This window comes from Vibrio atlanticus, from assembly GCF_024347315.1.
Classification (GTDB): domain Bacteria; phylum Pseudomonadota; class Gammaproteobacteria; order Enterobacterales; family Vibrionaceae; genus Vibrio; species Vibrio atlanticus.
Window position 1 is genome coordinate 2157896 of record NZ_AP025460.1, and the last position, 19068, is coordinate 2176963.

17 protein-coding genes are annotated in these 19068 nt (G+C 43.9%); 3 read left to right on the forward strand and 14 right to left on the reverse strand.

Annotated elements, in window-relative coordinates; genetic code table 11:
• Positions 1-81: 81 nt before the first annotated feature.
• The 12 genes from OCV30_RS09590 to nrfB form a co-directional block, all read right to left on the reverse strand.
• Entirely contained in the window at positions 82-1170 is a 1089-nt protein-coding gene (locus OCV30_RS09590; protein ID WP_065680449.1) for a DUF1513 domain-containing protein, read from the reverse strand.
• Positions 1160-2221: an imelysin family protein gene (locus tag OCV30_RS09595; RefSeq protein WP_065680450.1), complete on the reverse strand. Its 1062-nt coding sequence runs from the start codon at positions 2219-2221 to the stop codon at positions 1160-1162. Before OCV30_RS09595 ends, OCV30_RS09590 begins: the two co-directional genes overlap by 11 nt.
• A 142-nt stretch (positions 2222-2363) precedes the next feature.
• Positions 2364-3752: a di-heme oxidoreductase family protein gene (locus tag OCV30_RS09600; RefSeq protein ID WP_065680451.1), complete on the reverse strand. Its 1389-nt coding sequence runs from the start codon at positions 3750-3752 to the stop codon at positions 2364-2366.
• Positions 3753-3862: 110 nt separating this feature from the next.
• Positions 3863-5122 (reverse strand): imelysin family protein, encoded by a 1260-nt coding sequence (locus OCV30_RS09605; protein ID WP_009848835.1) that lies wholly within the window; start codon positions 5120-5122, stop codon positions 3863-3865.
• A 177-nt stretch (positions 5123-5299) separates the two neighbouring features.
• On the reverse strand, positions 5300-5896 hold the full coding sequence (locus OCV30_RS09610; protein WP_009848836.1) for a GTP cyclohydrolase II: 597 nt from the start codon (positions 5894-5896) through the stop codon (positions 5300-5302).
• Between the two features lie 249 nt (positions 5897-6145).
• A complete protein-coding gene (locus tag OCV30_RS09615; RefSeq protein ID WP_009848837.1) occupies positions 6146-6322 on the reverse strand; it encodes a hypothetical protein in 177 nt (58 codons plus the stop codon).
• 89 nt (positions 6323-6411) lie between these two features.
• Positions 6412-6852 carry a cytochrome c-type biogenesis protein CcmH gene (locus OCV30_RS09620; protein ID WP_065680452.1) on the reverse strand — a complete coding sequence of 147 codons (441 nt, stop codon included), beginning with the start codon at positions 6850-6852 and terminating at the stop codon, positions 6412-6414.
• Positions 6849-7436, reverse strand: coding sequence for a DsbE family thiol:disulfide interchange protein (locus OCV30_RS09625; RefSeq protein ID WP_065680453.1), 588 nt, complete (start codon positions 7434-7436; stop codon positions 6849-6851). Before OCV30_RS09625 ends, OCV30_RS09620 begins: the two co-directional genes overlap by 4 nt.
• Positions 7417-9339, reverse strand: a complete 1923-nt coding sequence (locus OCV30_RS09630) for a heme lyase CcmF/NrfE family subunit (RefSeq protein WP_065680454.1) — start codon at positions 9337-9339, stop codon at positions 7417-7419. The genes OCV30_RS09625 and OCV30_RS09630 overlap by 20 nt, the downstream gene beginning before the upstream one ends.
• Before the next feature lie 128 nt (positions 9340-9467).
• Positions 9468-10442: a cytochrome c nitrite reductase subunit NrfD gene (nrfD, locus tag OCV30_RS09635; RefSeq protein ID WP_029223547.1), complete on the reverse strand. Its 975-nt coding sequence runs from the start codon at positions 10440-10442 to the stop codon at positions 9468-9470.
• 2 nt (positions 10443-10444) lie between these two features.
• Positions 10445-11131: a cytochrome c nitrite reductase Fe-S protein gene (gene nrfC / locus OCV30_RS09640; protein ID WP_009848842.1), complete on the reverse strand. Its 687-nt coding sequence runs from the start codon at positions 11129-11131 to the stop codon at positions 10445-10447.
• Between the two features lie 3 nt (positions 11132-11134).
• On the reverse strand, positions 11135-11719 hold the full coding sequence (nrfB, locus tag OCV30_RS09645) for a cytochrome c nitrite reductase pentaheme subunit (RefSeq protein ID WP_009848843.1): 585 nt from the start codon (positions 11717-11719) through the stop codon (positions 11135-11137).
• A 481-nt stretch (positions 11720-12200) separates the two neighbouring features.
• Here nrfB and nrfA point away from each other — a divergent pair, with 481 nt between their 5' ends.
• Positions 12201-13631: an ammonia-forming nitrite reductase cytochrome c552 subunit gene (nrfA, locus tag OCV30_RS09650; protein ID WP_017101428.1), complete on the forward strand. Its 1431-nt coding sequence runs from the start codon at positions 12201-12203 to the stop codon at positions 13629-13631.
• A 127-nt stretch (positions 13632-13758) separates the two neighbouring features.
• Positions 13759-14103, forward strand: coding sequence for a rhodanese-like domain-containing protein (locus OCV30_RS09655; RefSeq protein WP_065680455.1), 345 nt, complete (start codon positions 13759-13761; stop codon positions 14101-14103).
• A 51-nt stretch (positions 14104-14154) separates the two neighbouring features.
• On the opposite strand, the gene OCV30_RS09660 is transcribed toward OCV30_RS09655, so the two are convergent.
• Both OCV30_RS09660 and gyrA read right to left on the reverse strand, forming a co-directional pair.
• Positions 14155-14784 carry a TPR domain-containing protein gene (locus OCV30_RS09660; protein ID WP_012604320.1) on the reverse strand — a complete coding sequence of 210 codons (630 nt, stop codon included), beginning with the start codon at positions 14782-14784 and terminating at the stop codon, positions 14155-14157.
• A gap of 312 nt (positions 14785-15096) precedes the next feature.
• On the reverse strand, positions 15097-17847 hold the full coding sequence (gene gyrA / locus OCV30_RS09665; protein WP_065680457.1) for a DNA gyrase subunit A: 2751 nt from the start codon (positions 17845-17847) through the stop codon (positions 15097-15099).
• Positions 17848-18105: 258 nt separating this feature from the next.
• Here gyrA and ubiG point away from each other — a divergent pair, with 258 nt between their 5' ends.
• Entirely contained in the window at positions 18106-18852 is a 747-nt protein-coding gene (ubiG, locus tag OCV30_RS09670) for a bifunctional 2-polyprenyl-6-hydroxyphenol methylase/3-demethylubiquinol 3-O-methyltransferase UbiG (RefSeq protein WP_065680458.1), read from the forward strand.
• The last annotated feature ends 216 nt before the right edge of the window (positions 18853-19068 follow it).

Below are 19068 nucleotides of genomic sequence, written 5' to 3' on the forward strand. Positions count from 1 at the left end.
GCTTAACCCCATCACCAATCATCTCATAAGTATGGCAAAGAAATAGGAGTAAGCATGTTATTTTTTAAGGAGTTTTATGAATTAGATTGCACTCCAGTGGTTATCCCACTGGACCGATGATTGCTGGGTTGATTTCTCATAAGGCTTGTGTTGGCTCACCACACTGCCCGCTCCAGAGCTGAGTCGAAACTCACCATCAAGCAGCACCGCACCAGAAGCATCAGACAGCGCAGAGAGTTCCACCAGTTCTTTAGTCTCTTTAGACCAAATACCATAACAGTTGCCTCTTGGCGAAGTCGCAATAATCCAATCATCTGACGCCGCAATACTGGCGATATAGTGATTGAACCTTGCCCATTGTTCAGGCTCTGCGTTCAGTGATTCAAACTGCCCGCCTTTGGTATGCATCGCCAAAAGTGAAGGGTACTCATCTGGTTCACCACGATATTGCTGACCACATAGTACGGTTTCAGCACCATCATGGGCTAAGTGTCGAATGCTCAGCTTCTTGTCTAGCAATTCAACCTGATCAAGCAGCGCACCTTCAGGTGAGACATAACTTAAACTCGGTTGCATTGAATTCAAGTTTTTCGGTGTTCTACCGTCAGTATGAACGCCGCCAACACCAATCGCGAGATTTCCATCCGGCATGATGATCACTTCATGAGGGCCAATACCAAAGCCAGTGAACTCCTCGACCTTACGATAGCCTTGTGCGACATCGTAAACACCAATCACACCTTGGCTGCTGTCGGTTTTCCCTTCCGTGGCATACAGTAACTTGCCATCTAATGAGTAAACGCCATGACCATAAAAGTGGCGATTTTTCCCTTTCACAACTAACTTGATTTGCTCACCGCTTTTATAGTCAAACACCATAAAATAGTCACCAGGACGACGAGCAAAAACCACGGCATGTGATGATATTGGGCAAATCGCGACGCCATGCCCACGATCGGGGATCGGCAGTTGACTCAGCGGCATACCATATTCGTCAGCCACAACCGCTGAATATTGGCCACGACCATTAAGCGCACAGCCGATCAGTTGAGGATCATTAGATGTGCTTGCGGCGCCAGAGCGACTAGCGCAGCCAAACGGAAGTACAGGTACAGCTGCACAACCCAGTGCAGCCTTGAGTAGCGTTCTTCGTGTAGTATCAGTCACCATCGGTAGCATTAAATCCTATTACCACGCCAAGCTCTATCGCCACTTCTTCATGAATCAAGTACTTCAAACGTTCTAGTTTGTTGTATTGAGTCAGCACATTTCGGTAGCCCTCTTTGCTCTGCAGCAACTCGAACAAACTTGAGTCTGTAGGCCAAGTATCTAGTGTTAGCGTGAACTGGCCAGCAACACGGTCAGCAAGGTCATTTAAGCCCTTCTCTCTTAACAAGCCATCAAGACCATTACCATCGGCTAAGTACAAATTCTGAAGTGCTGCTACATTCGCTTTTAGTTGAGTCATCGAAGTTTGTGCACGCCATGATTCTGAGAAGTAAGGACGCGGATGACCGATTTTAGCCATTGGGCGACTCAGCTTTTTCATGCTGTAATCAAGTTGGTTGGTCAATAAAGCGATGTATTCAGACTCCCAACGAGTCTCGTCTAACTCTAACCAAGGGTTAACCTGCCATGCCTGTGCAATCGAAGATGACTTAACCGCTAAGTTTTCAGTAATCGCTTGTGATGATTGGCAGCCTAGTGCTTTGTCTTGAAGCAGTGGCGATTGCTCGTCATAAAGCGACCACTCCAACGCACCTAACCCTTGTACTGTCACACTCTGCTGCGCGATTTCGTTTTGAGACCATACTTTATCCTGCTGAGTCAATTGACGCATTTTAAGACCGGTGGTGTTCTTCTTATCTGGCCAAAATTGAATATTCCAGCTCTCTTCAAGTGCCGCTGTTGGGCCTCTTTCTTGGCCTTGCAGTGCCATCCAACTATTCATGGTGAGCTGCCACTGATTTTTCAAGGCATCTAACTCAACATCATTGGTTTGGCAGTAACCCTGCATCAAGACTTCTAGCTCGTTGGCTTGCTTGGCGAATAGGACTGCAGAATCAAACTCTTGTTGATAGACACTGCGACTGATGTGGTCAGTTGTGTCTGCTTGATAAGACACACCGTTAACCTCAGAGGAAGCCACTTGCTCACCCGATGATTGGCAGCCTGCCATGATTAATACCGACAAAGGCATTAACAAAAATTTATGTGTCATGCTGTTACCTTACTTGCTAGTTTTTCTTTTAATTATATGAGTTCATCAAATACCAAACGACCGCTGGCCTCGTATTCCTACAAATTCAGCGGTTGTGTTCTTTGGGTTAACTCGATCGTTGAACGACTGAATCTCAGACCGACTATAGCGAATTCAAAAACGCCAGTAGTGCTTCACGCTCAGTGGCATTCAAAGACAGAACGTTTTGTTTCGCCATTTCTGCTTCACCGCCATGCCAAAGCACTGCTTCCATAACATTTCTTGCGCGACCGTCATGAAGCAGGAATGTATGACCATTCACTTCTTTGGTATAGCCTAATCCCCATAATGGCGTCGTACGCCACTCTTGGCCGTTGGCAAGATATTCAGGGCGATTGTCGGCTAAGCCTTCCCCCATATCGTGCAACAACATATCGGTATACGGGCTGATTAATTGCTTAGACAACGCAGGTAACCCTTCACGCTCTGCTGTGCGAATTTCGGCTTGGTGGCAACTCTGGCAACCAACGTCTTTGAACAATTTTTTACCTTGCACGACGGCTGGGTTGTCTACGTTACGACGAATAGGGACCGCTAGATGCTGCGAATAGAACTCAACAAAATCTAGAATATTGTCGCTGACTTCTGGCTCGCCTCCATTCGGAAAATCATCACAGGTTGATTGTGCTGATGTGCAGTTTTCATTCGGGAATAAGCGACTCGTTAAGCCCAAATCACCGTTAAACGCCGCCGCATTTTGCTGCATTAGGTTTGGCTGGCCAGCTTTCCAACCGAATCGACCCAACGCCATTTCGTTAGTTTGAACATCAAGAACGTAGTTCGCTTTGCCTGAAACACCTTGCTTGTCGGCCAACTGCTGTTTAGCAAATCCGAGAATCGTTTCTTGCGGGATGCTTTCAAGTAAACCAAGGCCAATCATTGGCGGCGCAACACGAGCTGAAAACTCAGTTTTAGGATGCATCTCGCCAAAGGCAAGATCAGTAATCTTTAAAATTGGTTTACGCAAAGTAACGACTGTACCGTCTTTGAATTCAACAGGAACATCGGTGTAGCTGATGTTCACTTTGCCCTCGGGTTTTACACGTTGAAGCGCGAAATCTTGTAACTGGCCGCCGTAAGTTGGTTCAGGAATACCACCATCACGAATAAAGGCTTGTCTCTGTTCTGGCGTTTCAGCAGGGATACTTAAGCGGACCAACAATGAAACCGCGTTCTGGTCATCTTTTTCAGGCGCATGACCACGACCATCTTTGATGTGACAGTTTTGACAACCGTTAGTATTGAATAGTGGGCCTAACCCATCACGCGCATCGGTTGATGACGGCGCAGGAACCCAAGGGTTTCTAAAGAAGCTGTTACCTACGCTGAAATCCAAGCGTTTGCTCATTGGAAGGTTGGCTGCAGGAAGAGAAAAAGCGTTCGCTCCCTCTTTCTTTACTGTGGTTTTTCCACCAGAGTAGGTTTCATGGGCGTGCAATGGAGATAAGAAAAACAGTGCGGTTAATAGTGAGGCTGAGAGATACGACTTCATACATTGCCTTGCTGTGTTTTTGATTTTAGTTTTTATTAGGGAGTAACTTTTTTGAATAACAAACAATTAAGGGCTCAATGAGAGCCCTTTATGATTTTCGTCACGGGTTCTTAAAACTCGTGATCTGCTGTGTCTGGGTTTAGGCTATCAATGCCAATAACACCAGCAGCACGCTCGATTGCAGCGGTTTGAGACACTAGCGCAACAATTGTTTTGTTTACTAGCGCGTTACCTGCAGCGTTGTCAGCAGCAATTAGCTGATCGAAGTGCTGGTTATTTTTCTCTGCTGACACAACAAGTTGACCAACTTGCGCACGTGCTAGGTCAAACTGCTTTTGAATCTCTTTCGCCGCTTGCTCGTCTTTTTGCTCAACGAGGTCAAACAGGCTAGGACCTGAAAGTAGAGAACCATCTTCACGCTTGTACAAGCCAGTGTATACGTTGTAGATACCTTGCTCGTTGTAGTAGTGAGAGTTATGCGTGTTATCAGAGAAACAATCATGCTCGTCTTCAGTCGAGTTTGCTTCTAATGCAACTTTCATACGCTCACCCGCTAGTTCGCCTAGAGATAGTGAGCCCATACCAAATAGCATTTTACGTAGGCCGTTCTCGCTAGATTCAGAAAGTAGCTCTTGACGGTAGTTGCCTTTTTCGCCTTCAGCCCACTGTTTTTCCATCCACTCTAGGTCTTGGATAAGGAGTTCAGCTGATGCTTTTAGGTATGCGCCACGACGGTCACAGTTGCCATTTGTACACTCAGCGCCAACAACAAAATCAGTGTAAGCACGCTCACCTGCACCGCTGTTTGTGCCATTTAAGTCTTGACCCCAAAGTAGGAATTCAATCGCGTGGTAACCAGACGCTACGTTCGCTTCAGAACCACCGATCTCGTTCAGGTCTGCAATTAGCTCTGGAGTAATGTTAGTTGCGTCTACTGTTGTTTGACCAATTTGGAAAGTCTTATTTGCAACGATGTTTGCGCTAGCGCCTTCGTTACCAAGCTCATATTGGTAATCAGTCGAAACGTAATCGATAAGGCCTTCATCTAGCGGCCATGCATTTAATTGGCCTTCCCAATCATCTACAACAACGTTACCAAAGCGAAATACTTCAGACTGTTGGTAAGGTACACGAGAGTCTAGCCAAGCTTGCTTTACTTGTTCGAAATTGCCAGCAGAAGGAGAAGCTAAGAAGGTATCAATAGAAGAGTTCAACGCTTTTGCTGTAATTACTGAATCTGCAAACACTGCATGAGCAATATCGGCGTAATGTTCTACAACTTGATCTTGAGTTACTGCTGCAAAAGAAGAAGCAGAGGCAAAAATGAGTGACGAAGTTACGGCTTTTGTCACTAAAGATTTAATGGTCATGAAGCATCCTTGTTGAGCTTTGAATTATTATTCGTAGTAATAGTGCAAACCATTATCATTTACACTACAGATTTGAATAATACAAACTTACAATTTTATTGCAAGATAAATACAAAAAAACCTCACATTTGTGAGGTCTTTAAATACTTTTGTGCTATAGCAATAAAAGGAAGCTTATCAAATATCCAGATTATGCTTACCGTGTGAGACTTTCGCCTTCAGGTAACTCTCATTTCCCGACTTGATATGTGCAGAAGTATTCACCACTTCTTCAATCTCAATACCGAAAGATTTCAGCTCATTGATTTTCTTAGGGTTGTTAGTAACCAAACGAATTTTTGTGGTTCCTAAAGCGCGAAGCATTTCTGCCGCTTCGGTAAAGTCGCGTAAATCATCACCAAAACCTAGGTGGTTATTCGCTTCATAGGTGTTCATGCCTTCGCTTTGCAGACGGTACGCATCGATTTTGTTATACAAACCAATACCACGACCTTCTTGGCGTAAGTAAAGAATCACTCCCCCCGTCTCACCCATAATTCTGATGGTTTCATCTAACTGCTCACCACAGTCACAGCGAGAAGAATGAAAAACATCACCAGTCAGGCACTCAGAGTGCATACGAACAAGAGGTATGTCTTGTGTCTTATCCGCTGATTTAAATATCACAGCAACATGCTCTTTATCTGTTTTCAATCCATGAAAAGACAGAAGTTCAGCATCAATACTGCTTGTTACCCCTACTTTGAAATCTATTCTGGCACGCACTTCCGCCATAGCTATACTCACTTGAAAATTCGATGTATTTAACAACACTACACTATATGTCTAGGCAATATTTTGTAGCTAACTATCTAATGATAGACACTATGAGGCTGTTAACAATTTTTTTCAAGGTCGACCACGTACAAATTGTTATATTATAACAATTAATTTTCTAGGTAACAAAAAACCCCACGTTGGGATGACCAACATGGGGTTATAAATCAATCAATTGCGGCTAAGACTACACTTTTTGCGGAACGATCAGCTTAGTTGAGTTTGCTTCCAGATAACAAGCTGCACCCAAGCATTTTCTAATTCACTTAACTCTTCTTGTGTCAGTGTAGAGATGCTCGACTTTGCACTGTATTTTTCTGCCCATTTATCAGAACGGACATGAGTATAGAACTCTTTTTTTAAATTTGAGATTACGTTATCCACAAACACATCCTTATATAACAGTGCTTAGCCTTTATAATCCGTTAATATTACAAAATACAGCTCAATTGGTAAACAGTAATACACAATTTTTATGAGTCATTCCTAACACTCGCTACTGATAAATATACAAACAAAAGAAATAATAGACTCGGTAACACCCAAAGTAATATGTTTGAAACACTCATTGCTGGCTTATAAAGCACAAATTCACCAAACCTTTCTGTCATGTACTGAGTGATTTCATTGTTGCTCTTCCCTGCTTTCACCATATTGAATACAACAAGGCGTAAATCTTTTGCTATGGGAGAGTTCGACTCAATCAGATTTTGATTCTGACATTGTGGGCAGCGCAGCGATTTTGCCAAACTAATAGCACGCTGTTGTTGATTAAGGCTTTCAAACTCAAATAACTCTACCTGAATGCTTGTATCTTTATCACTCGCCGTAAACAAATCCTCAGCTAATACAGGGAAGTTGACGACAATAGCAGCGCTAAGTATGAGCACTATGTTGAGTAGGAACTTCATCATCCATTTGTACCTTTAAAATAGTGAGCGAGTTCTTTACGCCAAACCGATTCATTAATCACACCTAGCAACTTCTTCACTATTTGGCCTTCAGCATCGACTAAATACGTCTCAGGAGTACCGATTACGCCCAGCTCTAAAGCCAACTTCCCTTGAGGATCACTGATCACAGTTGAGTATGGGTTGCCATCGTTGGACAATACATTGAGCGCAGCACCGGGGTTATCTCGATAATTGAGACCAACAATTGGAATGTCTTTCTTCTTCAGTTCGAGTAAAAAAGCATGCTCGGTTTTACATATTCCACACCATGAAGCCCATACATTGACCAGTTGATAAGGGTGTTGAGTAATATCAGCGAGCGTAAGCTTAGCCGTTTCAGAGCTTAATATTTCAGAACTTAATGCTTCAGAATCGAATGGTTCATTTGTAACGAGCTTTGCTGCCGTAAATTCAGGGAAAGCCCTTTTTTGCTCTGAAACGCTGGTCGTTTGTTGCTTACTGTCGAGCGCATATGAAAATGCAACGACCAAAGCAACAGCCACTGAAAATAGAGCAATGAGTTTATTACGAACGCTGGTATGCATACTGTGCAGCCTTAACGGTTTTCTTTTTACGATTGGTCAGTGAAAGCACAGCACCTAGAATTGAGAACAGCCCACCGAACCATATCCAACGAGCATACGCTTTGTATTGAACTCGAAGGGCGTAAGCGGTAGCGTCAACTTTCTCACCCACGGTGATATACACATCGCCATGCCAGAACCATTTCATTGCGGGCTCGCTCATGTTCATCACTCGAACTTGATAATGTCTTCTTTCAGGTGTAATGGAAAAACTTTGCTCACCAGTTTCTAGCTTAAGTATCGCCTTCTCTGCGGTAAAGTTTGAGGCGACATAAAGCTCTGTATCTTCATGAGCAAGCGTCCAATCCATGAACTCTACTTGTGCTCCTGGGCTCAGTTTATAGCTGCGCTCAAACGAGTGGTAGCTATTCATTGCCGCACCTACCGCTAATATCGCGACACCAACATGGGCAAATGTCATCACCCAGACTTTTCGTTGGAACTTGGAACTGCGCGTTACCGCTAAGCCATAAACATGAGTGAGTAAAACCCAAAATGCGAGTGACCATGTCATCAGAACCATCACTTGTCGTTGGACTTGTTCCACTTGCCATGAATAACAAATGTACCCAAGCACAAATGACACCACAGCTAACGAGGCAATAACGTCTTTGGTTGCTTGGGGTTTAATGCTAAGCAATGGAGCTAAGCCAACCACGCTAAGTGCGAGCAAAGCCAAAGGCGCAATCAACAGATTAAAGTATGGCGCACCGACCGATATGTTACCCAGCCCAAGCAGCTCAAAGACCATTGGATAAAATGTACCAAACACCACAACAGCGGTCGCTAATACAAAAATGAGCACCGCGACCAGACTTAAAAAACTCTTACTGGCGAAGCTAGTAATCGGGTTAGATTCAAAAGACTCCCCTCTGATGATAAGAAGAGAGAAAGAGCTCACTAGCACCAACATCAATATAAGTAGTAGTGCGATACCTTTGGTCGGGTCGACAGCAAAAGCGTGCACCGACGTAAGTACGCCAGAACGAACAATAAAGGTGCCTAAGATACTCAAACAAAATGTAATGAAAGCAAGGCTTAAAGACCACTTCAAAAGCTGTTGTTTGCCCTTGGCAACACCTAAACAATGCAGCAAGGCTGTCGAAGTGAGCCACGGCAACAAGCTGGCATTTTCAACAGGATCCCAGAACCACCAGCCGCCCCAGCCTAATTCGTAATACGCCCACCAAGAGCCAAGAATGATCCCTGCGGTTAAAAAGATCCAAGCGACTAGACACCAACTGCGACAATGGGCAACCCAATCAAACTCAATAGGATCAACCAGCAAAGCGGCAACGGCAAATGCCAGCACCACAGAAAAACCAACATAGCCAAGGTAAAGTAATGGAGGGTGAAAGATCAGGCCGACATCTTGCAACATTGGGTTAAGGTCACGCCCTTCTAGCGGCAAGATCGAATTCATTTCAAATGGGTTTGATGCGAATAAGGTGAACCAAGCAAATATCGCGAGCAGTAGATTCATTACCCACAACACGCGGCTTTGGTATTCATTCGAATAGTGTTTTTGTAAGGCAATCACGCCAGACCAGACGCTGATCGTCAGTACCCAAAATAACAAGGAACCTTCATGGCCTGCCCATACGGCTGCTAGCTTAAAAAATGAGGGTAATTGAGTATTTGAATGTTCAGCGACATAGAGAATAGAGAAGTCATCACTGACAAAAGCATAACCAAGCAATGCGACAGAAGTGAGAGAAAACAATGCACTTGAAAGAGAGAAACTGCGGATTAAACTTATATTTTGCGTCCGTTTGTTTAGCATTTGATAAAACGAATGCACACCAATAATGCTACTGAGTACAGCAACCAACACTAAACTAAACAGCCCCAAAGAACCGACCATATCACCTCAATAAGGCTCCGCTAGAGCAGAGCCGATCTGAACACGCATCTCATGTTTACTAAAAGCATGTTCATTAATAAGCAGATGTCTAGTATCCAACATCTGCTCACTAATAAACTTGCGCGAAATTAAGCTATCGTTAACTGCCCTGCATAAAGGACAAAAGTCCGCAGCATTAATACGCCCATTAGGCTTAGCGAAGTCACGGAGAAAATATACACCGAGCTATGGCGGATTGAGGTTGGTGTGACGGCATTCAACAACAACGGTAAAACCATACCAACACCGATGACGCCATACCAGAACCAACTCGCCCAGAAACCACTGCCAATTGCGTTCCATACTGCTTGTTCACTTTGACCACCAGCGAAGATCAGCCCAGTAAAGAAAGTGATAAGAACAAACAACTCAAACATCACTACCGGGCGTTCAAATCCGTGGATCCATGAAATACTCGGGCTATGAGGTGATTCTTTAAAGACCAACACACCGAATAAAATACACGCCGCCGCACCCGAAGATAAACTCGAGAACAAGAATAAAATCGGCAGTACTGGGTTATTCAATAGTGGGAAGGTATTTAAAGCTGACAGCAAGAATCCGGTATAAGCGGCAAGCATCAAAGCAAGAACAGCTAGGAATATTTCCAGAGCATTCTCAAACACTTCTAATTTGCCAATCCAGTTCCCGACAAAGTCGAGTCGTCCTTTTAACCATGTTTGGTCATTCAAGAACACGACAATTTGATCTCTAAATATAATGCCGATCCAAAGGAACAAGATCACCATATACACTTGGAATAAGATCACACCCATCGACATCACAGACGTTGGATTATAGAAGATCATGATCTTCCAAAATGACAACGGTTTTGTCAGGTGGAAAACCAAGATCAGCAAGCCTGAGATGATCCCAAATGGCGCAAGAAAAGCTGTCGCCTTTAACACACCATTATGAGCAGGATCGCCTTCAATAACCTTGCGCTTAAGATAAATGGAGATCATTACGGCACCCGCCGACATCCCCGCGAGGAATAAATAGATTGCTATAATCCAGTCCCATACCACGGTACCAGACTGAAAAGCTGCGTCCCATGCACTCATAATCAAATCTCCCCTTTTTGGTGTGGCACTTTATAGAGTTTTGGTTGAGTGCCTAGATAGGCTTTATCTCTGTAAACCACCTCGGATTGAAGTACTTGGTTTATCTCACTCTTAGGGTCATTTAAATCGCCGAATGTCAGCGCTTTAGTTGGGCAAGATTCGACACAAGCAGGCAACTTTCCTTGTGCTAGATTAGTATCACGACAGAAGTTACATTTATCGGCTGACTTGTTCTCTGGATGGAAAAAGCGCACTTGATATGGACACGCTAATAAACAGTAACCACAACCGACACACTTCTCTTTGTGGACATCAACAATGCCCGTTTTTTCATCTTTGTAGGCAGCACCTGTTGGGCAAACCATCACACACGGCGCGTTATCACAATGTTGGCAAGAGTTACGAGTAAAACGGTAATCAACATTTGGATATTCGCCTTGGGGTTCACTCTTAATAATTTCTAAGCGCGACACGCCTTCAGGTACTTTATTCACTTCACGACATGCTTCTGTACAAGCAGTACAACCAATACACGCGGTTTCGTCATGAATCATTCCATAACGTTTAGCACCATCTTCTTGAACATTGGCCAACGTTTTACGACTTGTCACCGCCGCAGTTCCCGCTACACCCGTGGTAAAAATAACGGCACCAGCGCCTGCTAAAAAGTTTCTTCTTGAGCAGCTCATAGATTACTCCCCTTCTTTCTTCTGGTTGAAGTCTGAATGGCAATCCACACACAGCTTAATGGTTTGCTTTTTATCTAAGCCCAACACCTTTGCTTCAGTCGCATGAACATCATGGCAGTTTGAACACGTTAAGTTTTGCGCGTGAACATCGTGGGTCCAGCTAGCTTCACGCAGATCATCAGGTTTGTGACAATCGATACATTGGCTATTGGCATCTAAAATTAAGCTAGGATCGAGGAAAACCTTTTCGGTTCCTGGTTGTGATTGAGCCGCGCGATACTTCACCACTTCAGGTGCACCTTCACGGTGATCGGGGCTAATTGAACTATGACAATCGGTACAATTTACTTCACGGCCAAGTAAAGCGTGTGCACTTTCACCATGTGAACCCAATACCGTTTCTTTTGAATCTTTATGGCATTGAACACACTTGTAGTCTTTGTCGCGGATTAATTCGACTTCATGTCTTGTTGATTCTCCTACTGGCGTAACAGCAGGCTCAGCAACAGCATGAATGGAATAACCATAGAGGCAGAATGCTAGAAGGGATTTAAGCATTATGACTATGGCCAATTTAATATTGCCCATTTTATCCTTTCCTTATACCGGTATTATTTAACTCTCAACTAAATAATATTCCGGTTAAACAAAAGTACCCTTAAACGATATTATTACCGCTTAAATGATATCAATTCTTATTTTGGATAAGCCACAACGCTTTCTATAATCAGAATATACCTCTAATTAGGTAATGCGAAATTTCGATAGGTTAATCTGTGAACGCTATCACCCTATTTATATCATGGTCAATTTAGGTAATCGGTTGTTATATATGATAATAATTCTCAGTTAAATTCTAATTAAACTAACCACCAATACCACTTTAGGGGTATATAAACTTCAACGTGATTGAAGTCACTACCGTTAATTGATCTAAGACAAGCTACATCCAACACGTAACAAAATGTGTTTGTTTATGAATTAATATAAACAGGAATTCTCCAGTTCTTAATTTGAATAGCAAACTCACAACGCTTGGTATAAGAATCAGTATATTGGAGATATCACTGTGAAAAAGCATTGGATACGTAATTCGGTCACAGCACTATTAATGGTTAGCGCATCACTAGCAAGCGCGACCAGTTTTGCTGCGTCTGAACAAAAAGAAATTGGCGACCCTCGTAACGACCAGTTCGAGCAAAACCACCCAGATCAATATCATTCATGGAGACAAACTTCAGAAAGCGAAGTTATTGAAGACGCACTAAAAGAAGATCCAAACATGGTCATCATGTGGGCTGGCTACGGCTTCGCAAAAGATTACAACAAAGCACGCGGCCACTTTTATGCCATTGACGATGTAAGACAAACACTTCGTACTGGCGGCCCAACGGACGAAAGCTCTGGCCCAATGCCAATGGCATGTTGGAGTTGTAAGAGCCCAGATGTCGCCCGTGTTATCGAAGAGCGTGGTGAAGATGGTTACTTTGAAGGTAAATGGGCGCGTCTTGGCAACGAGATCATAAACCCTATTGGCTGTTCAGACTGTCACGACACCCAAAGCGAAGGCTTTAAGAATGGTGAGCCAGCACTGAAGGTGACTCGTCCTTATGTTGAACGTGCATTTGAAACGATTGGTAAAAAGTTTGATGAACAAAGCCGCTTAGACCAACAAGCTTCTGTTTGTGCTCAGTGCCACGTGGAATACTACTTCACAGGGCCAACCAAAGGTGTGAAATTCCCTTGGGACCAAGGTACAACCGTTGGCGACATGGAACGTTACTATGATGCAATCAACTTTAAAGATTGGACGCATAAAGTATCGAAAGCACCCATGCTGAAAGCACAGCACCCAGGTTTCGAAACATGGCGCGAAGGCATCCACGGTAAGAACAAAGTCGTTTGTGCTGACTGTCATATGCCGAAAGTGACCAAAGAAGATGGCACCGTTTATACCGACCATAAAGTGGGTAACCCATTCGACCGCTTCGAAGATACGTGTGCAAACTGTCACACTCAATCGAAAGAAACCATGCGTAACATCGTTTCAAGCCGTAAAGCGCAAGTACTGAACATGAAGCTGACAGCAGAGAAACAAATCGTTGCTGCTCACTTTGAGGCAGGCGCAGCATGGGAAGCGGGGGCGACAGAGCAAGAGATGGAACCTATCTTACTCGATATCCGTCACGCTCAATGGCGTTGGGACTACGCTATCGCGTCTCACGGTATTCACATGCACGCACCTGAAATCGCTCTAGAAGTGCTAGGTACTGCCGTTGACCGCGCAGCGGATGCTCGTACTAAGATTGTTCGTCTACTGGCGAAGAAAGGCATCACCGATCCAATCGAGATTCCAGATATCTCGACAAAAGAAGCAGCTCAAAAAGCCCTTGGAATGGACATGGATAAGATGAACGCTGAGAAACAACACTTCTTAGACACGGTTGTTCCTAAATGGGAAGAGCAAGCTGAAAAGCGTGAAGCCAACTACGAATACTAGTTTCTTCAATTAGACCATTAAGTAAAAACCAGTCACACTATTGTTGTGTGGCTGGTTTTTTTAGGTTTTGGGGGAATACACATCAATATCAAACCCCCGATCCACTCGCCAATTCGAGGAATAAACAATGAAAATCTTACTTTCGCTTTCGGCATTATGTATTGCACTACTCAGTTCAAGCGTTCACGCCTCTGAGCGTGCTGAGACTGGGTGGGAATTAATAGAGAAAGGCGCATTAGTGGTTGATGTCAGAACACCTGCAGAGTTCGAACAAGGGCATCTAGACAACGCCATCAACTACCCTCTTTCTGAAGTGGCTACTCACTTTGCTAAGATAGATAAAGACCAACCCATCGTGTTGTACTGCCGCAGTGGCAATCGTTCAGGGCAAGCTTATCAATTCTTGCGCGCTCAAGGGTTTACTCGAATCCACAATGCTGGTGGCTTAATCGAAATGCAGGAAAACCAATAGTCTTCGAAATGAGATCTTAAGTAAGGTCGCCTCTTTAGCAATTAGCCAAGCTTAACGGATCATCTGTTTGGCTTGGTTGATCGAATGAATAATAGAGACACGATCAATGCCCTTTTGATTGGAATCTAAGATTTGAGTCCACGCATCGATCGCTTGTTGATAGCGCATGCTGATGAAGTGATCGGTCGCAATCAACATCAATGCCGTACGATCATTGGGATCAAGCTGCATTGAGTGCTCCAACAGCGCATTAACATCATCACTCATCGCTTGAGAGCTCAGATAATAAAGTGCGGTTGCTTTGGCAGCATAGAGGCCAGAAGGCGCTTGAGGATCTAAGCGAATCGCATAATCGTAGCAAGTGAATGCCGCATCAAACTCCCCTCTCTGCATGTACACACCACCAAGCTTAAACCACAAGTCGGATTGATTCGGGTCTTGTTTGAGGCTTTGTTGAAGCTCATCTTCGAAATCTGTTGCCGTGTAGTTATTGCTATCATCCAAAGGAAGTTGAGGTAACTCTTGTTTCAGTTGAGACCAAACCAGCACGCTCAAAGCCACCGCAGTAAGAGAAATCACCACATTGCCTTTTAGATGGCTGCCATTATTGCTCGCGGCAATAACGACCACAATCAAAAACAGACTCATTAGTACCAACGCAACCAACAACCAGATATCCATTCCGCATCCCTTTTATTTAGATCTGCCCCTACTCTATCGTTTTCGCCCTGCCTCGTTATTGATCAAAGTTTAGCGTTCGAGATTTAGTGCTCAAACTTTCGCATAAAAGCGACGGGTTAAGGTTGGTGTTCAGACCTAAACCATAAGCCATAAGCCATAAGCCATAAGCCATAAGCCATAAGCCATAAGCCATAAGCCATAAACCATAAGCCACATGAGAAGAGAAGTGAAGTGGAATGACAGGCAATAAAAAACCGAGCACTTAGGCTCGGTTTTTTCATTGGTAAGCTTAATTACTTAACGTAATCGAGATTACTCAGTGTCTTGCTCGCTATCACTTTCAGAGTCAGAAGCATCAGATGCTTGCTCTTCACTTGATTCAGAAACATCAGCCGTTTCAGCGTTTACTGCGTCAGCATTTGCTTCTTCAGTTTCTTCGCCTTCAACAATCTCCGCTTCTTCTACTTCGTCGATACGTTGTAGACCTACAACATTCTCGTCTTCAGCAGTACGAATCAGTGTTACACCTTGAGTGTTACGACCAACTTGGCTTACTTCCGCTACGCGAGTACGTACAAGTGTACCTGCGTCGGTGATCATCATCATTTCATCGCCTTCTTCAACCTGAACAGCACCAACTACTGGGCCATTACGATCAGAGACTTTGATAGATACTACACCTTGCGTTGCACGGCCTTTCGTTGGGTATTCAGCCAGCTCAGTACGCTTACCGTAACCGTTTTCAGTCACAGTCAATACATCACCTTCAACTCGTGTTCTAAATGCTGGAGTAAGTAAAGCATTAGTGCCACTAAAGTTACTCACTTTATTCGGTTGTGGTACAGATGCTACAGGAACAATCAGTGAAACCACTTGGTCGTCACCCGCTAGCTTCATACCACGTACACCAGAGGCAGTACGACCCATTGGACGTACTTTGTCCTCGTTAAAGCGAACAACTTTGCCCGACTTCGAGAACAGCATGATGTCGCTATTACCGTCAGTAATATCAACGCCAATCAGTGAATCATCGTCACGTAGGTTAACTGCGATTAGGCCGTTAGCACGTACGTTTGCGAATTGATCCAGTGATGTCTTCTTAACGGTACCGTCGCCTGTTGCCATGAAGATGAATTTCTCGTTAGAGAACTCAGAAACAGGCAGGATAGCCGTAATACGCTCACCCTCTTCTAGAGGAAGAATGTTAACGATAGGCTTACCACGAGCGGTGCGGCTTGCTTGAGGCAGTTGGTAAACTTTCAGGCGGTACGTTTTACCACGAGTAGAGAAACATAAGATGTTATCGTGAGTATTAGCAACAAGCAGACGCTCAATGTAATCCTCATCTTTCATCTTAGTTGCACTCTTACCTTTACCACCACGACGCTGAGCTTCGTAGTCGCTTAGGATTTGGTACTTAACGTAACCTGCGTTAGAAAGCGTTACTACAACGTCTTCTTGAGCGATTAGCTCTTCCATGTCGATGTCATGAACCGCTGCTGTGATTTCTGTACGACGTTCGTCGCCATAGATATCACGTACCGCTTCAAGTTCTTCACGGATCACTTCCATCAAACGCTCAGTGCTTGCAAGGATATGCATTAGCTCAGCGATCTCTTCTAGAAGTGCTTTGTATTCGTCTAGAATCTTCTCGTGCTCAAGGCCAGTTAGGCGGTGAAGACGAAGTTCTAGAATAGCTTGCGCTTGAGTTTCCGTTAGGAAGTATTGACCATCACGGATACCGTATTGGTCTTCAAGCCAATCTGGACGAGCTGCATCAGTACCAGCACGTTCAAGCATTGATGCAACATTACCAAGATCCCAACCACGAGATACTAGACCAACTTTAGCTTCTGCTGGTGTTGGTGCGTTCTTGATCAGTTCAATGATTTCATCAATGTTTGCAAGCGCTAAAGATAGAGCTTCCAAGATATGTGCACGGTCGCGCGCTTTCTTCAATTCGAAGATAGTACGACGTGTCACAACTTCACGACGGTGATCAACAAAACACTTCAACATATCTTTAATGTTGAAAAGTTGTGGTTGGCCGTTGTTCAGAGCAACCATGTTGATGCCGAAAGTTGTTTGCAGTTGAGTTTGTGAGTAAAGGTTGTTTAGTACAACTTCACCGACAGCATCACGCTTACATTCAATAACAATACGCATACCATCTTTATCAGATTCGTCACGCAGTGCACTGATGCCTTCAACTTTCTTGTCTTTTACAAGTTCTGCAATCTTCTCGATCAGACGAGCTTTGTTCACTTGATACGGAATTTCAGTAACGATAATAGTTTCTTTACCGTTCTTTTCCGTTTCAATTTCAGCTCTCGAGCGCATGTAGACTTTGCCTCGGCCAGTCTTATATGCATCGACAATGCCCTTACGGCCACTGATTAATGCTGCTGTCGGGAAGTCTGGACCCGGGATGTAGTCCATTAGCTCATCAATAGTGATGTCTTCATTATTGATAAATGCTAAACAGCCATCAACAACTTCGCCAAGGTTATGCGGCGGGATGTTGGTAGCCATACCTACTGCGATACCAGAAGCACCGTTAACCAATAGGTTTGGTATTTTTGTTGGTAAAACTGCTGGTATTTGCTCGGTTCCATCATAGTTAGGAACGAAGTCAACCGTATCTTTATCAAGATCCGTTAATAGCTCACCAGCTATTTTTGACATACGAACTTCGGTATAACGCATTGCCGCAGCTGAATCGCCGTCAACCGAACCAAAGTTACCTTGGCCATCGACTAACATATAGCGTAGTGAAAACGGCTGAGCCATACGAACAATTGACTCGTATACCGCACTATCACCGTGTGGGTGATATTTACCGATTACATCGCCTACTACACGAGCAGACTTTTTATATGCTTTGTTCCAATCATTACCTAATACATTCATCGCGAACAAAACGCGGCGGTGTACTGGTTTTAGGCCATCACGCACATCTGGAAGGGCACGACCAACGATGACGGACATCGCGTAGTCTAGGTATGAACCTCTAAGCTCATCTTCAATATTTACGGGCGTGATCTCTTTCGCTAGATCGCTCATAGAGCCATTTTCCCTCTATAGTCAGATCGTATTTTTGAATACGTATAAGACCGAAAAATATAACACAAATTTACCTACGGAGGCATCACTTTCCCTCTCCTTTTACCATCTTGTGACCCTTGTAGCCAATCTATTGATGAGAAATTGCACCTCAGCGTCATATCTTGCTGAAACATGGTCACTTTACACTCAATAAACTAGCAAAATTGTAGATCTTCTGGTCAGCAGGAAAAGGCAAGTTATAATGCCTGCAATTTCATGGATGCATTATTTAACTTGGAAATGCCGATTATGACTAAATCACAAAACGTAGACCCAGCAGAAATCAAAAAATTCGAAGACATGGCGTCGCGCTGGTGGGATCTAGAAGGCGAGTTTAAGCCACTACATCAAATCAACCCACTGCGCCTAAATTACGTTCTAGAGAAAACCGAAGGCCTATTTGGCAAGAAAGTTCTCGATGTTGGCTGCGGTGGCGGTATTTTGGCTGAGAGCATGGCCGTTGAAGGTGCGCTAGTCACTGGTTTAGATATGGGTAAAGAACCGCTAGAAGTCGCTCGTCTGCATGCATTAGAAACCGGCACCAAGCTTGATTACATTCAAAGCACCATTGAAGATCATGCTGAGCAAAACCCACAAACTTACGATGTGGTGACCTGCATGGAAATGCTAGAGCACGTACCAGACCCACAGTCGGTTATCTCGGCTTGTTCAAAGTTAGTTAAACCGGGCGGCCATGTGTTCTTCTCGACATTGAACCGTAACTTTAAGTCTTACCTATTCGCTATAGTAGGTGCAGAAAAGCTACTTAAGATTGTCCCAGAAGGTACTCACGACCACGAAAAGTTCATTCGCCCAGCGGAACTTATCAAGATGATAGACAACACTCCGCTGCAAGAATTGGGGATTACAGGGCTACACTACAACCCGTTAACGGACACTTATCGTTTGGGCACAAATGTAGATGTTAACTACATAGTCCACACGCAAAATCTCACCCAATAACTATTAATATCCCCAGCTTAAAATCTTTTAGAAAAAGACGATTGAAAAGAGTTGTAATTAACATAACTTTACGACTTTTTTCAGTCTAAATTTCGTGCGCTCGCTTCCATTTTGACCACCTAGATTTAATTTTAATCATCCAAAATCCATTGCCCATTTTGCTCAAAGATCAAGGGATTTTTTTTTATGTGTGCGCAAAAATAAAGCAACCTTAAA

What these genes read in the sequence shown, in the direction of transcription:
- OCV30_RS09595 (WP_065680450.1), bottom strand. Translation starts at nt 2,221, where the DNA reads ATGACACATAAATTTTTGTTAATGCCTTTGTCGGTATTAATCATGGCA.
- OCV30_RS09605 (WP_009848835.1), bottom strand. Translation starts at nt 5,122, where the DNA reads ATGACCATTAAATCTTTAGTGACAAAAGCCGTAACTTCGTCACTCATT.
- OCV30_RS09625 (WP_065680453.1), bottom strand. Translation starts at nt 7,436, where the DNA reads ATGCATACCAGCGTTCGTAATAAACTCATTGCTCTATTTTCAGTGGCT.
- OCV30_RS09600 (WP_065680451.1), bottom strand. Translation starts at nt 3,752, where the DNA reads ATGAAGTCGTATCTCTCAGCCTCACTATTAACCGCACTGTTTTTCTTA.
- gyrA (WP_065680457.1), bottom strand. Translation starts at nt 17,847, where the DNA reads ATGAGCGATCTAGCGAAAGAGATCACGCCCGTAAATATTGAAGATGAG.
- ubiG (WP_065680458.1), top strand. Translation starts at nt 18,106, where the DNA reads ATGGATGCATTATTTAACTTGGAAATGCCGATTATGACTAAATCACAA.
- OCV30_RS09630 (WP_065680454.1), bottom strand. Translation starts at nt 9,339, where the DNA reads ATGGTCGGTTCTTTGGGGCTGTTTAGTTTAGTGTTGGTTGCTGTACTC.
- OCV30_RS09610 (WP_009848836.1), bottom strand. Translation starts at nt 5,896, where the DNA reads ATGGCGGAAGTGCGTGCCAGAATAGATTTCAAAGTAGGGGTAACAAGC.
- nrfC (WP_009848842.1), bottom strand. Translation starts at nt 11,131, where the DNA reads ATGAGCTGCTCAAGAAGAAACTTTTTAGCAGGCGCTGGTGCCGTTATT.
- nrfD (WP_029223547.1), bottom strand. Translation starts at nt 10,442, where the DNA reads ATGAGTGCATGGGACGCAGCTTTTCAGTCTGGTACCGTGGTATGGGAC.
- nrfB (WP_009848843.1), bottom strand. Translation starts at nt 11,719, where the DNA reads ATGGGCAATATTAAATTGGCCATAGTCATAATGCTTAAATCCCTTCTA.
- OCV30_RS09620 (WP_065680452.1), bottom strand. Translation starts at nt 6,852, where the DNA reads ATGATGAAGTTCCTACTCAACATAGTGCTCATACTTAGCGCTGCTATT.
- OCV30_RS09590 (WP_065680449.1), bottom strand. Translation starts at nt 1,170, where the DNA reads ATGGTGACTGATACTACACGAAGAACGCTACTCAAGGCTGCACTGGGT.
- OCV30_RS09655 (WP_065680455.1), top strand. Translation starts at nt 13,759, where the DNA reads ATGAAAATCTTACTTTCGCTTTCGGCATTATGTATTGCACTACTCAGT.
- OCV30_RS09660 (WP_012604320.1), bottom strand. Translation starts at nt 14,784, where the DNA reads ATGGATATCTGGTTGTTGGTTGCGTTGGTACTAATGAGTCTGTTTTTG.